Source organism: Streptomyces sp. NPDC006923, from assembly GCF_040635655.1.
Taxonomy (GTDB): domain Bacteria; phylum Actinomycetota; class Actinomycetes; order Streptomycetales; family Streptomycetaceae; genus Streptomyces.
This window is the reverse complement of record NZ_JBEYIF010000005.1, coordinates 453343-466753: the sequence shown is the minus strand read 5'-3', so window position 1 is coordinate 466753 and position 13411 is coordinate 453343. Positions and strand designations below refer to the sequence as shown.

General features: G+C 70.4%; 9 protein-coding genes. 5 read left to right on the top strand and 4 right to left on the bottom strand.

Going from position 1 to position 13411, the window contains the following annotated elements; all coding sequences use genetic code 11:
* Positions 1–455: 455 nt before the first annotated feature.
* The 5 genes from ABZ707_RS13120 to ABZ707_RS13100 all read left to right on the top strand — a co-directional run bounded on the left by ABZ707_RS13120 (position 456) and on the right by ABZ707_RS13100 (position 8326).
* Positions 456–878: an SseB family protein gene (locus ABZ707_RS13120; RefSeq protein WP_360172401.1), complete on the top strand. Its 423-nt coding sequence runs from the start codon at positions 456–458 to the stop codon at positions 876–878.
* Positions 875–1531: a hypothetical protein gene (locus tag ABZ707_RS13115; RefSeq protein ID WP_360172399.1), complete on the top strand. Its 657-nt coding sequence runs from the start codon at positions 875–877 to the stop codon at positions 1529–1531. Before ABZ707_RS13120 ends, ABZ707_RS13115 begins: the two co-directional genes overlap by 4 nt.
* A gap of 2 nt (positions 1532–1533) precedes the next feature.
* The gene (locus ABZ707_RS13110) at positions 1534–6309 is read left to right on the top strand and encodes a putative T7SS-secreted protein (protein ID WP_360172396.1); all 4776 of its coding nucleotides are present in this window, start codon (positions 1534–1536) and stop codon (positions 6307–6309) included.
* 13 nt (positions 6310–6322) lie between these two features.
* Positions 6323–7081 carry a hypothetical protein gene (locus ABZ707_RS13105; protein WP_360172393.1) on the top strand — a complete coding sequence of 253 codons (759 nt, stop codon included), beginning with the start codon at positions 6323–6325 and terminating at the stop codon, positions 7079–7081.
* Between the two features lie 285 nt (positions 7082–7366).
* Positions 7367–8326 (top strand): DUF4232 domain-containing protein, encoded by a 960-nt coding sequence (locus ABZ707_RS13100; RefSeq protein ID WP_360172390.1) that lies wholly within the window; start codon positions 7367–7369, stop codon positions 8324–8326.
* 99 nt (positions 8327–8425) lie between these two features.
* Here ABZ707_RS13100 and ABZ707_RS13095 read toward each other — a convergent pair whose 3' ends face one another.
* From ABZ707_RS13095 to ABZ707_RS13080, 4 genes are all read right to left on the bottom strand, one after another.
* Positions 8426–10000 carry a cryptochrome/photolyase family protein gene (locus tag ABZ707_RS13095; RefSeq protein WP_360172387.1) on the bottom strand — a complete coding sequence of 525 codons (1575 nt, stop codon included), beginning with the start codon at positions 9998–10000 and terminating at the stop codon, positions 8426–8428.
* A gap of 143 nt (positions 10001–10143) precedes the next feature.
* The gene (locus ABZ707_RS13090; protein WP_360172384.1) at positions 10144–10710 is read right to left on the bottom strand and encodes a signal peptidase I; all 567 of its coding nucleotides are present in this window, start codon (positions 10708–10710) and stop codon (positions 10144–10146) included.
* Positions 10707–11294: a hypothetical protein gene (locus ABZ707_RS13085; RefSeq protein ID WP_360172381.1), complete on the bottom strand. Its 588-nt coding sequence runs from the start codon at positions 11292–11294 to the stop codon at positions 10707–10709. Before ABZ707_RS13085 ends, ABZ707_RS13090 begins: the two co-directional genes overlap by 4 nt.
* 576 nt (positions 11295–11870) lie before the next feature.
* Complete coding sequence (locus ABZ707_RS13080) at positions 11871–13172, bottom strand: peptidase (RefSeq protein WP_360172378.1); 1302 nt, start codon at positions 13170–13172, stop codon at positions 11871–11873.
* Positions 13173–13411 lie beyond the last annotated feature (239 nt).

Sequence of the window (13411 nt, the reverse complement as noted above, 5' to 3'; positions counted from 1 at the left end):
CACACAGGAGATGCGCGCGGGACGCCACGACGGGCGCCACGACCGGACCGGACGCCACGAAGAGGGTCACCGCCTTCGCACACGGCGCGGCGCCGGTGACAGGGCGGGCCGCGTGATCACCCGCCAGGCGTCAGCACACTCCGTCAGCTCCTCCTACGCGGCCGCGGGCCGCTCACCGACGTCGGGTGCACCCCGTCCAAATCGTCTAGGACACCGAGGTCGGCCTGTTCGCATGAACGGGCTTCCTGGCAGGTGCTTTGAACCGAGTCCGGCACGCCCGTGAACGTGCCTGTGTGCGGGGCCGGGTGAGAGCTGGTGCTGACATGCATGCCGCACCCGGGGGCGGCCGGTCCCTTTCCCCTCCGGCCCGGGGCGCGCCTCCATGAGAACCGCCTGCTCCTTCGCACGCGTCCTGCTCCATGGTCCCATCACTCACCTATGACCGGGGAGGACCCATGCGGCAGCCGAATACGGCGCTCGCCGAGCGCATCGCCGAGCGCAGGAGCGGAGGCGACGACCCCCGTGCTCTGGTCGGCGAGATGCGACGCTCGGTCCTTCTGGTGCCGGTGACCGACGGAGGTCTCTGGTCGGTGCGTTCGGGCGGGGTGCGGTGGATCTGCGGGTTCACCGGCGAGGCGGCCCTGGCCCGGTTCGCCGTGCACCACACGTCTCCTGATCAGCCCATGGACTACGCGGCCCTGCTGGGCGCACGCATCGTCGACGAGATTGTGCCCACCCTGGGCGAGCCCGCTGGTCTGGCCGTCGACGTCGCCACCGAGGAAGGGTCAATGTTCTTTCCGCCGGTCGTCGGCATCGTTCCGAACGCTGTCGCCGTCGACGCGACCGCACCGGCAGTCCGGGGAGGGGGGCGAGCATGAGCGACGACGGAATGGACCTCCAGCTCGACAAGGCATCCGTCGCCAAGTTCACCCAGGGCGTGGGGGCGACGATCGACCAACTCGGTGAACTCGGCGGCGCCACCGGATCGGTGATGGGAAAGGGCTCCTCGGAGCTGGCGATGACCGGGATGGAGACCGGGCACCACGGCCTCTCGGTCGACTTCGAGGATTTCTGCGAGCGCTGGGAATGGGGCGTGCGCGCCCTGGTGCGGGATGCCGGCGAGATCGCGAACCGCCTCGGTCTGGCCGCAGGCACCCTGTGGGAGCACGACCAGTACATCGCGGGCACGCTGAAGGTGGGCGCCAACTCTCTGTTCGGCGGTAACCCGCACGCCGGCGAGGAGGAGATAGCCAAGCAGAACTGGGGTGACATCTTCACGCCGGACGCGCTGGACCCGGACTGGAGCGCCGAATCGTTCGACCAGGCGGGCCGGGACATGGCTCAGACCTGGAAGGACACCGGCCGCACCGTTCTCACCGAGGGCCAGGGCGGCCGACAGTCGGAGATCCTCAACCACGCGCTCGGCATCTCGGACGACCAGTGGAACAAGGCGCTGGACGACGCCTACGGCCCTTCGCCGGAGGAACGTGCCCAGCGGGAACAGCAGCAGGGTGAGTCCGGGGGGATCTGACAGTGGGTATCGGCGACTTCATCAGCGACATCACGCCCGACTCGGTCGAGGACGCGGTCGAGGACGGTGTCGAGTGGGTGGGCAACCGGGTCGAGGACGCGGGCAATTGGTCCGCCGACCGGTTGGAGGACATCGGCTGGAAGTCCGGCGCGGACTGGGCGCGTGAACAGTCCCGTTCGGTCGCCAACCGGATGGGCGCAGAGGTTGACGAGTTGGACCTCGGGCAGACCGAGGACAAGACCAAGCTGATCTACGGCAGCCCCAGCAAGATCAACTCCGTCGCCGCAAAGCTCCGCGCCTTCCAGTCGGCCTTCGACGACACCGGCGACGGTCTCAAGGGTCTCGACTCGTCCCGGCTCAAGGGGGAGGCAGCCGATGCGCTGCGCACCGCGGTGAGCACCCAGCCGCCCAAGTGGTACACCGCCGCCGACGCTTACGCGAAGGCGGTCGGCGCGCTCGAGGCGTTCGCGGACACCGTCACCTGGGCCCAGGGACAGGCGCAGACAGCGATCGACAAGTGGAAGGAGGGCGTCAATGCCTCCGAGAACGCCGTCGACGCCCACCGCAAGAAGGTCGACGCCTACAACAGCGCCGTCGACCGCTACAACGCCCAGCCCGCGGATCAGCGCGACCCGGCCTCGCTCCCGCCCAGGCCCGCGACAACCTTCGACGACCCCGGCACGAAGCTGATGAAGGAGGCTCAGGACATCCTCGCCGAGGCTCGCAAGCAGCGGAACTCGGCGGCGGAGACCGCGCGCACGGCGGTCCGCGCCGCACGCGACATGGCCCCGGAGAAGCCGTCCTACGCCGAGCAGGTGGGCGACGGCTTCCAGGAGCTGCAGCTCATGGGTGACCATGTCGGCGGTGGCATCATCAAGGGCACGGCGGGGCTGCTCAACTTCGTCCGCAGCGTCAACCCCACGGATCCGTACAACCTCACGCACCCGGCCGAGTACGCCACGTCCCTGAACAGCCTGGCCGCCGGTCTGGTGGTTGCCGCCAACGACCCGGTCGGCACCGGCACTCAGATGGTCAAGGACTTCATGAAGGACCCGGCCGAGGGCTTCGGCCGGCTGATTCCCGACCTCGCGCTGACCGCGGCCACCGGTGGAGGCGGCGCCGCGCTGAAGGGCGTGCGCCTCGCCGAGGAGGCCGCCGACGCCGCCCGGCTGCGCAAGCTGGTCGACGACGCTCCGGACGGGGCCCACAACCGGCCGGACGGCGAGCGCACCACCGACGGCACCGACCCGGTGGACCTCGCCTCGGGCCGGATGTTCCTGCCCCAGACCGACTTGGAGATCCCCGGCATCCTGCCGCTGGTCTTCACCCGCCGTACCGAGTCCGGCTGCGTGTCCGGCCGCTTCCTGGGGCCCGCCTGGTCGTCCACCGTCGACGAGCGCCTGAAGATCGACGCGGTCGGCGTCATCCACGTCACCGCCGACGGGCTGCTCATCACTTACCCGCACCCAATCCCGGGCGTGCTCACCCGGCCGCATTCGGGCCGGTCCCGCTCGTTCCTCGCCCGGGACGCAGACGGCGACTACACGGTCACCGATCCAGACTCCGGTCTGATCCGCCACTTCACCTCACCGCCTGGCGCCGAGCCGGGCGGCGACGGTACGGCCTGGCTGTCCGGCATCGCCGAACGCAACGGCCACACCATCACGGTCGACCGCGCCGAGGACGGTCTACCGCTGGCCCTCGTCCACTCGGCGGGCCACCAGGTGCGACTGTCCGTCCTCGACGGCCGGGTCACCGCCCTGTCCCTGGTCGGCGCGGGCGAGAACGGCATGGAGTTGCCGGTGCTGAGTTACGGCTACGAAGAGGGCAACCTCACGACCGTCACTAGACCTTCCGGCGCTGTCACACGGTTCCTCTATGACGAACGCCGCCGCGTCATCGCCTGGATCGACTCCAACGGACATCGCTACGACTACGTCTATGACGATCGCGACCGCGTCGTCGCCGAGGGCGGAGAGGCCGGCCACGTCCAGATCACCCTGGCCTACACCGAACCGGACTCCGAGACCGGCCATCGGACGACAGTCCTGACCACCGCCGACGGCCGGGCCACCCGGCACCTGATCGGCCCCGGCTGCCACGTCCTGGCCACCACCGACCCGCACGGCCACACCACCCGGTTCCGTTACGGTCCGAGCGGCGACCTGCTGTCCCGCACCGATCCTCTGGGGCGTACCGACACCTTCACGTACGACGAGGACGGCCGCCTGCTCACGGCCACCCGGCCGGACGGCAGCGAGCTGCACATCGTGTGCGGCCCTTTCGGTCTGCCGGTGGAGATCGTGGGGCCGGACGGCGCCCGCAGGACCTATGAGTATGACGAGTCCGGCAACCGCACGGCGGTCACCGACCCGGCCGGCCTCACCACCCGCTCTGCCTACGACCCCGCCGGCCGTCTCACCTCCGTCACCGACGCCCTCGGGGCAACGACACACGTGAGGTGCGACGCGGCGGGGCTGCCCGTGGAGGTGACCGACCCAGCCGGATCCACCACCCGCACCGAGCGGGACGCACTCGGCCGGCCGGTCCGCGTCACCGGCCCGTCGGGCGAGGTCACCCGGCTGGAGTGGAACCAAGACGGATGGCTCGCCCGCCGCACGGACCCCGGCGGTGCCACGGAGTCGTGGGCCTACGACGGCGAGGGCAACTGCCTCACCCACACCGACGCGTCCGGCGGCGTCTCCCGCTACGAGTACACCCACTTCGACCTCCCGTTGGCCAGCACCCGGCCCGACGGCGCACGCTACGAGTTCGAGCACGACGACGATCTGCGCCTCACCCGCGTCACCGGCCCTCAAGGGCTGACCTGGAGTTACGCGTACGACGCGGTCGGCAACATCGTCTCCGAGACCGACTTCGACGGTCGCACCCTGACCTACCAGGTGGACGCCGCCGGCCGACTCGCCGGGCGTGTGGACGCGCTCGGCGGCACTATCTCGTTCGTCCGTGACCAGCTCGGGCAGGTCATCCGCAAGGACGTCGACGGACGGGTGACGGCCTACACCTACGACGGGGCCGGACGTCTGCTGGAGGCAGTCGGACCGGACGGCGAACTCCGGTACCAGTACGACCGCCGCGGACAGGTCAAGGCCGAGCTGGTGGACGGCCGTCCCCTCGTCTACGCCTATGACGCCCTGGGTCGCCGCACACGCCGCACCACACCGACCGGTCATGTCACCTCATACGTCTACGGCTCTGACGGACAGCCCCACCGGCTCACGACGGGTCGTCAGCACGTCGACTTCACCCACGACGCCGCCGGCCGTGAGCTCACCCGCGCCTTCGGCGACGCGATCACCGTGACGTCCGCCTGGGACGAGGCCGGACGGCTCTCCACGCAGCACATCACCGCCGGAGCGCGCGCCGTCAACAGCCGCGCCTACACCTATCGTGCCGACGGTCATCTGATCTCCGTCGCGGACCGATTGTCGGGCACCCGCACCTTCGATCTCGACCGGTCCGGCCGGGTCACCGCCGTCCACGCCCACGGCTGGACGGAGCGGTACGCCTACGACGACGCCGGCAATCAGGCCACGGCGTCCTGGCCGGCCCGCCATCCCGGCAGCGAGGCCACCGGATCGCGCAGCTACACCGGCACCACCCTCACCCGGGCCGGAGACGTCCGCTTCGAACACGACGCCCTCGGGCGGGTCACCCTGCGGCAGAAGACCCGTCTCTCCCGCAAGCCCGACACCTGGCGCTACAGCTGGGACACGGAGAACCGCCTCACGTCCGTCACCACCCCCGACGGAACACGGTGGAGGTACCGCTACGACCCCCTGGGACGCCGCAGTGCGAAGCAGCGCCTGGCGGCCGACAGCGTAAGTGTGGTGGAGGAAGTCCGCTTCACGTGGGACGGCCTCACTCTGTGCGAACAGACCAGCGACCAGCCGGACACTCCGGGCACGGTCGTCCTCACCTGGGACCACCGGGACGTCGTCCCCCTGGCCCAGACAGAGCGCATCCTCACGGCCGACGCCCGCCAGGAAGAGATCGACCGGCGGTTTTTCGCCATCGCCACCGACCTCGTGGGAACACCCACCGAACTGATCGACGAGTCCGGCGACACCGCGTGGCGCAGCCGGAGCACGCTCTGGGGCACCACGGCCTGGACCCGTGACAGCAGTGCGTACACCCCCCTCCGCTTCCCCGGCCAGTACCACGACCCCGAGACCGGCCTCCACTATAACTGCTTCCGCCACTACGACCCGGAGACCGGCCGATACACCTCCCCGGACCCCCTCGGCCTCGCTCCCGCGCCGAATCCCCTCGGGTACGTGGACAACCCGGTCACCGGATGCGACCCGCTGGGCCTCATGCCCAAGTACACAAAGGAGGAAAGGGCCCAGCAGGCCAGGGAAAAGGCCATCCAGACCGCCGACGAGGTCATCGAGAGAGCTCAGGGTGACCGGATGAGAAAGGCCGGCAACTACCACGCGGATTCCATGCACGGCTTCAGCGACGACCGGGTCCTTGAGATCCTCAAGAGCCCGGATGCGGTGTACCACTCAACGGCGGGCAGTGGACGATTGATCTTCCGACAAGGGGAGAACATCGTGGTATCGGAGGGCGGCGGCGCCGGGGCAGGCAACGTCATCACGGCATACGGCCCGTCCGGCATGAGGGGCGATTCCGGGGTGAGGGCGCTGGGCGGCTTGCCCACCGATCCCGGTGGGCCGATTACCCATGCAGACGTGGTGGAGGGCAGGATCCCAGCCAAGAACGGCTACATGGCTCCCGGAGTACAGATTCGATGAGGCGGCATTCACCATGAAACTCACCCTCGACGGCGACTGGAAAGCGACGGTGGCGGGCGATCCATTGCGCAGCGCCCCGCGCTTCGATTTCCGGGGCCAATGTGTGCGTATCGCGGAGTACGCGGACGTGGAGGAATGGCAGCGGTTCCTCGTGGAGACCTTCGGCAGCCGGGAGTGGCTGTGGGACGCTCCCGACGAGCTCCGGTTCGGCCAGGTCGGCCGGGAACTGGTCGGCGCCGGGTTCCGGTTGCCCTATGAGACCGCCGGCGCCGATGACTCCGCCCGCGTTCCCGCCACGCCCCCCGTCCGCCCGGGCGGGCTGCACGCGGACGAGGCCCGGGATTTCCGTCTGGAGGTGACCACGGTGCTCTGCCGCGCCCCCGGCGATACCGTGCTGACCTGCCTCCGCGACCTCGAAGTCCTCGACGAGCCGCTGGAGGCCCGTATCGGCATCGCCCCCGACGTGGCACTCCTCGTCCAGCACAGCACCGTCGTCGGCTGGAGCCTCACCGACCCCGCGCAGTACCTGACCACCGGCTTCGCCGCCCCTGACCCGGACCCGCCGTCCCCCGCCACCCGGCAGTTGCTCGCCGAATGCCTGGATCTGGTCACCGAGCCACTGCTCTACGAGGTGAAGGACCGGGCTCCGGCCGCCCTGGCCCGTCTCCGGGCAGCCGGGAACGCCCTGCGCGACCAGCACGAGGACCGGCACCGCGCCAACGCTCTGCTCTCCCTCATCGCCAACCTGGCCGAGGACTACGGGAACTGGTGACGGTCAGCCGAGGAAACTGAGGCGTACCTGCCCCTCCGGGGTGTCCTTGTTGGTGTCGAGGAGGCAGTGGACTCTCGGGCGCCGAGCAGCAGGAGGACCGGCACACGGGCCGAGCCTCAGCCGGTCCCCGCAGTGGCGACAGCCCGGCGCGCGGCCCGGGGAGGATCCTCTGCCGGTGGACCGGCACATCACGGACGGCGGGCCGCCCCCACTTGTGACGCCGCTGTGACGCGTACTGTGACCTCCATCACGCGTGCAGGGTCAATGCCTTGATGTGATGACCGGATGAGCAGACCTGCCTCTCTTCGCCCGCGCCTCGCCGCGACCGCGCCCTTCCTGGCGGCTCTCGCCGCGATCGCTCCGCTGCTCACGGCCTGCGGGACGGAGCACGCCGGCGCCGGGAACACCGTCACGGGCGCGGCCGTACCGCCGTCCCGCACGCAGGTCGACGATCCGGGCAAGGACGGCGTACGGATCACCTCACTGACTCTCCCCTCGCCTTCCCCCTCGCCCACCCGCAGTTACTCCGTCTCCGCCGAAAGCCTCGCCACGGACTCATGGGTCACGGCCGCCTACGAGGTCACCAACGAGGGCACCGAGACCCTGACCTACTCGATTGTCTTCACCTTTATGAGCGGTGACGGCGGGGCCGTGACCAACCAGAGCGCCACCGTGCGCGACGTCCGCCCCGGGAAGACCGTGCGGGGCACGGTCCGGGCCGGGGGCCTGCCGCCCTCCGCGCCACGGGTGACGCGGGCCAAGGTGCTCGACGTGACCAAGGTCCCCGCGGGCGAGGCGCCGGCCGAGCCGGGCACCTGCCCCGCCTCCGGGATCCGGATCAGCGCCGACGAGGGCGACGCGGCCATGGGACTGCGCGTCGTGGGTCTGCGGCTCGACAACTGCGGCACGCGCGCCTACACCGTCGAGGGCTACCCGCTGCTGGAACTCCTGGACAGCGACCGCGAGCCCGTCGACGGCATCAGGATCCTCGACGGCAGCGGCGAGATCACCACCGGCGCCGGGCCCGACTCGCGGCCCCGGCCCGTCACGCTCAGGCCCGGCGAGTCGGCGACCGCCGGTCTGGTGTGGCGCAACACCACCGAGGGCGGCACGCCCGTGAACGTGCCCTATGTGCGGGTCCGGGCGAAGGCCGGCGCCGACCCGGTGACGGTGGCCCCGGGCCTCGATCTCGGAACCACCGGAAAGCTCGGGGTCAGGCCATGGGAGAAGGCGGAGCCCCGGTAGGGCTTTGTCAGGCGATGTCGTGGGGTCCCAGGGGCGGCCTGTGCACATCGAGCGACACGCCTGCGTCGGACCTCCCCGGGTCCCCGCTCACCCGGCCGGTCAGGGAGGTGTGTCGCCGCGTCGCGCCGTTGTGTCGAGAAGTTCCGGCAGGTCTGTGAGCCGGTCGAGGCCCTTGACCGCGCGGGCGGTGCGGTGATTGGCGGCCAGCCGTTCGCGGTGGCGGTGGAGGAAGGCCCAGTAGCCGGCGGTGTAGGGGCAGGCGTGGTCGCCGGTGCGGTGAGTGGGGCGGTAGGCGCAGGGACCGCACAGGTCGCTCATCCGGTGGATGTAGGCGCCGCCGGAGGTGTAGGGCTTGGTGGTCATGAGGCCGCCGTCGGCGTACTGGGACATGCCGACGACGTTCGGGAGCATGACCCAGTCGTAGCCGTCGACGAAGCAGCGGTGGAACCAGTCGGTCAGGGCCGCCGGATCCCAGCCGTCCTGGAGGGCCCGGCTGCCGAGGACCATCAGCCGGGGGATGTGATGGGTCCAGCCGGTGTCCCGCACCTGAGCGAGCACGGTGGACAGGCAGTTGGCGGTGACCGCGTCGGCGTCCAGTTCGAGGAACCACTCCGGCAGGGGGGTGGTGTGGTGCAGTGCGTTGCGGTGGCGGTAGCCCTCGCCGAAGTGCCAGTACAGGTGCCAGACGTACTCGCGCCAGCCGGCGATCTGCCGGACGAACCCTTCGACACTGTTGAGGGGCGCGTCGCCGGCGCGGTAGGCCCGCACGGCGTGTTCCACGCATTCGGCCGGGTCGAGGAGTCCGAGGTTCAGGGGCGCGGACAGCAGGCTGTGGCTCATCACCGGGTCGGCCGCGAGCATGGCGTCCTCGTAGCGGCCGAAGTCCGGCAGCCGGTGTCTGACGAACCGCCGCAGCGCGGACAGCGCCTCGCGCCGCGTCACGGGGAAGCGCCGGGGGCCGTCGCGGCCGACGAAGGAGACATCGCCGTCGCGCTCCCAGCGGTCGAGGTCGTGGCGGACCTCCTCGTCGATGGCGTCCTCGCTCGGCCGCCAGGGGCCCCGGACGTCGAGGGTTTCCTGTCCGCGCGGTGGGGGTTCGCGATTGTCGTGGTCGAGATTCCACCGTCCGCCGACGGGTTCACCGCCGTCCATGAGCAGGTCGTGCCGCTCGCGCACCCAGCGGTAGAAGCCCTCCAGCCGGGGCCGCCGGCCGGGGCCGCGTCCTGCCCATTCGGCGAAGTCGTCCTGGCTCATCAGGAAGCCCTTCGCCGGCAGGATCTCCACACCCTCCAGCGCGGCGACGAAGTCCAGTGCCCGGCGCGAGGTGGGGTGACACACCGTCAGTCGACCACCCGCGCCGCGCTCCCGTGCTGGGCCCGCGTGCCGCTCCTGGGCGCCCGGCCGGCGGCTCACCGGATGTCCGAGGGCCTGCTCCAGGCCCTCGGCATACGTCTCGGCCCGGACATAGGTGACCCGGTCACCGAGTTCCGCGGCGCGGTGCCGCATCGCCGAGAGCACCAGATGGGCCTTGGCGCGGTGGAAACGGCGCCGGCGCAGTACCGAGCGCGCCTCGATCATGACCACCGGAGCCCGGGTGTCGGGTCCGCCCCGGCCCGGGTCCAGGAAATGCGGACCGAGCTGGTCCCCGAACAGCCAGTGGGGACGTGGCGCCATGCGGGTTCCGCCTCTCACTGGGGGCCACCGGGGCCATCGCCCCTCGTTCACATCTCGCCGGGCCCGCGTGCCCCGGCGCCGCGCCTTGCGATCCGCGGCACCGGGCCCCGCTCCCCGACCCGGCCGGATCCAGACGAAAGACCCTACGCGCGCTGACTGCGGCCGTGCAGTGGCAGGGCGGCGAGCGCGAGCAGAAGGGTGAGTCCGAGCAGCACGATCGCCCCGGGCACGAGTTCCCTGGCCCGCCAGAGCTGGACCGGCAGCCCGATCCAGGGCACATGCAGTCGTGCTACGCCCTGGAGTCCCGCGGGCCGCAACGGGGTGGAGTCCGGTGAGGAGTTGGCGTCACCCTTGGTGATCAGGTCCTTGTTGGGAAGTACCTGGTGGACCCGATGGGTGAGCAGATGGCCGGGTCGGGTGGGGTCCTGGGCCAGCACGATCTGGCCCACCGCCGGTGTGCGGTCGCGCGGTGGCGGCTGGTAGAGAACGACGTCCCCCGGCGTGAGGGCGGGACGCATGGAGCCGGACTGCACCACGCCCGCTTTCCAGCCCAGTGCCACCACGGGCAGGTGCGCCCACACCAGCAGCCCGACCATCGAGCCGAGCACGGTACGTGAGGCGACCGAGGTGACCACGCGGATCGGGTGCGGGGTGGGCTTGGCCGTGGGCTGGTAAAGCTCGCCGCCGTCCGGGTCGCGGGGGAATGTCACTTCTGTTCCCGCGCTTCCCAGGTGAAGGACGCCTCGTTGGTGTTCGTGCCTTGCGCGCTGTTGGGTGCGCTGGAGCTGAACTTCCACGCGAAGCGGAAGCTCCTTGAGTTGGGTGGCTTGCCGGACAACCTCCAGGGACCCAGTCCGGTGCGGAAGTCGGTGTGCAGGGCGATGAACTGGTCCAGGGTGCCGTCGAACACCGTCTTGTGCCGAGTGAAGCCGCTGCAGTCTCCGGCGGTGCCACCGCTGCCCACCTCGATGGTGAGGTTGATGAAGGACTGGAAGTTGCTGGGCCAGTTCGGTGAATTGCTGTACAGCTTGAGCGTGGTGGGGAAGGTGGCGTTCGACTCGATGTCGATGCAGTTGGAGCCTGTGTCGCCGGGGCGCATGTTGTCGATGCGGAACATGGGCACCTTGCTGTCGTTGCCCAGCCCCATCGAACCGGCCGTCCACGTGTTGCCGCTGTTGCTGCTGGTCCCACTCCAGTCAGCGTTGGTGGCAGCCCACACCAGCGCACCGCTGAGCAGTAATCCGAGCGGAACGGGCACCACCTGTGCCAGCACGTTCAGCCAGGGACGCGCCATCGCCAACTCCGTTCATTTCCATCGCTAAGGGCTGTCCCGTAATCCGTGGTGGATCAGCGAGCGGCGTCGGATGCGGTGGGTCGCAAGGCGGAGGGGCGTCCTCATACTGGACGTATGGGGGCGTTCCAACAACGCGGCGACGTGCCGTAGCCGTCGTCGCGAGCCCACCAGGGATTACGGGACAGCCCTTGGTGCAGCATATTGCCTCCCGCTGTCTCACCTGCGGCGTTGCCGCTCCGTGTCGCGATCCGGGTCTGGCCGCCGCCGTGTGCCGCCCTCGTGCGGATGTCCTGGCCCGCTGTACGGCACCCGATCTCCCCGGGCGCACTCCATCGCTGTCTCCGTCCTCCGAGGCTGACCTGCACGGCTTCGCCCCTCTGCACTGCGCGAGCCCCCACACATCGGCTCCGAGCGCGGGTCGCACTGTCATGACATCGCGCCTGATGACCACCAGCGACCGCTGGCGGCCGAACGTAGTAACGACTCAGCACAGCCGGAAAAGGGCGCCCCGGGGAAGGGGCGCCCTTTCTCCCGGCGCGGCCGGATGCGGCCATGTGCCGAGGGTGTCACGGCTCGTCAGGAGGCGTCGGCCCGCTGGCGGCGGCCGACGAGGACCACGACGGCGCCGAGGGCCACCGCCGCGCCGGCCGCCGCGGCGAGCTGCGGGAGGGCCGAGGGCGAGCCGGTGCTGGCGAGGGAGCCGGTGCCGGTGGGGCCGGCGGAGTCGACCGGGGTGGTGGACGTGGCGCCCTGCGGCTTGGTGTCCGGGGTGGTCTTGCCCGGCTTGGCGTCGTCGGCGCCGTCCACGACGCTGCCTGCCGCGAGAAGCTCGAAGGCGTACTCGGAGGGGACGTTGCCGCCGCAGGACTCATCGTCGTTGAGGTAGTCACCGGCGACAAGGGCGAGGCCGTCCCCGGCCGGAGCCTTGGCGTCGACCTTCAGGCGCAGCTTCACATCGGCGTGGGCACCGGCCTTCAGCGGGCCGACGGACCCGGCGGAGCCGCCCTTTTCCACGTTCTTCCAGGACGGGGACGCGGTGGTCGACCACTGCAGGTGGAAGGCGTCGTCGAGGACGTCGTAGCCGCTCTTGTCCGTCGCGTGGAAGTAGACATGCGGGGAGACCTTGCCCAGCGTCTTGTCCGTGCCATTGGTCACGCGGAGTGAGAAGTCGGTTGTCGCGCCCGCGACGATCTTGGACGGCAGGCCGGTGACGACGGTGCTGAGGTCGCCCTCGAAGACGCACTCCGGCTCGTCCGGTTCCGCTTCGTCCCGTGCGTCGGCGAGCGCCTTGTCGGCGGCCTCCTTCGCCGTGAGCGCCGCTTTCGTGGCGTCCTGGACCTTGGAATACTCCCGGACGGCGGCGACGCGGGCGTCACTGAAAGCCTCGTCGGCCGCCGCGGCCTTCTCATCGGCGATGGCCTTGGCGTCCGCCGCGGCCTGAGCGGCGGACTCGGCGTCGGCAACGGCCTTCTCCGCGGTCGCCTTCTCCTCGGCGGTGGCGGTCTCGGGCAGCCCGGCCAGTACGGCCTGCGCGTCGGCGAGCGCCTGGTCGGCGATCTTCTCGGCGGTGGCGGCGTCGGCCGCCTCCTTCCTGGCGTTCTTCTCGGCGACGGCGAGGGGCGCGTCATCGGAGAGGGCGGCTTCGAGGACGACCCGCGCCGCCTTGCCCACGGCCACGGCGTCGTCGTACGCCTGCTGCGCCTTCTCGGCGGCCTCTTCGAGTTCCTCGATGGACGGCTTTCCCCGCTCGCCCTGCTGCCGCGCCCCCGAGGCGGCGGACGGCTTGGCGTCGGCGAGCGCGGGTGTGACGGAGAGCAGGATGACGGGGGTGGTCACGGCGGCGGCGACGGCCGTGGCGAGAATGCGGCGAATCTTCAACGGAGTCCTTCGCGGGTCCCAGAAGCGGGTTCGAAAAAGTATCGAGGCAGCCGCTGCGGCAGTACCCACGCAGGGCTTCATTAGTGATCGTATGATCGGAAACGCCTTTGTCGGAAGCGCGTTGGGCGGGCGTGGAGCGCGGCACACCACTCTCACTCGGCGGGCAATTGCCTCACCAAGGGACAGTTGCCTTCCCCGTAGTGTCCGCTTTGGTGATCCATGTCATGGAGGCCCTGTCC

Bases quoted from the DNA above. Each gene is read 5' to 3' on its own strand.
- ABZ707_RS13115 (WP_360172399.1), top strand. From the start codon at position 875: ATGAGCGACGACGGAATGGACCTCCAGCTCGACAAGGCATCCGTCGCC.
- ABZ707_RS13085 (WP_360172381.1), bottom strand. From the start codon at position 11,294: ATGGCGCGTCCCTGGCTGAACGTGCTGGCACAGGTGGTGCCCGTTCCG.
- ABZ707_RS13100 (WP_360172390.1), top strand. From the start codon at position 7,367: ATGAGCAGACCTGCCTCTCTTCGCCCGCGCCTCGCCGCGACCGCGCCC.
- ABZ707_RS13120 (WP_360172401.1), top strand. From the start codon at position 456: ATGCGGCAGCCGAATACGGCGCTCGCCGAGCGCATCGCCGAGCGCAGG.
- ABZ707_RS13095 (WP_360172387.1), bottom strand. From the start codon at position 10,000: ATGGCGCCACGTCCCCACTGGCTGTTCGGGGACCAGCTCGGTCCGCAT.
- ABZ707_RS13105 (WP_360172393.1), top strand. From the start codon at position 6,323: ATGAAACTCACCCTCGACGGCGACTGGAAAGCGACGGTGGCGGGCGAT.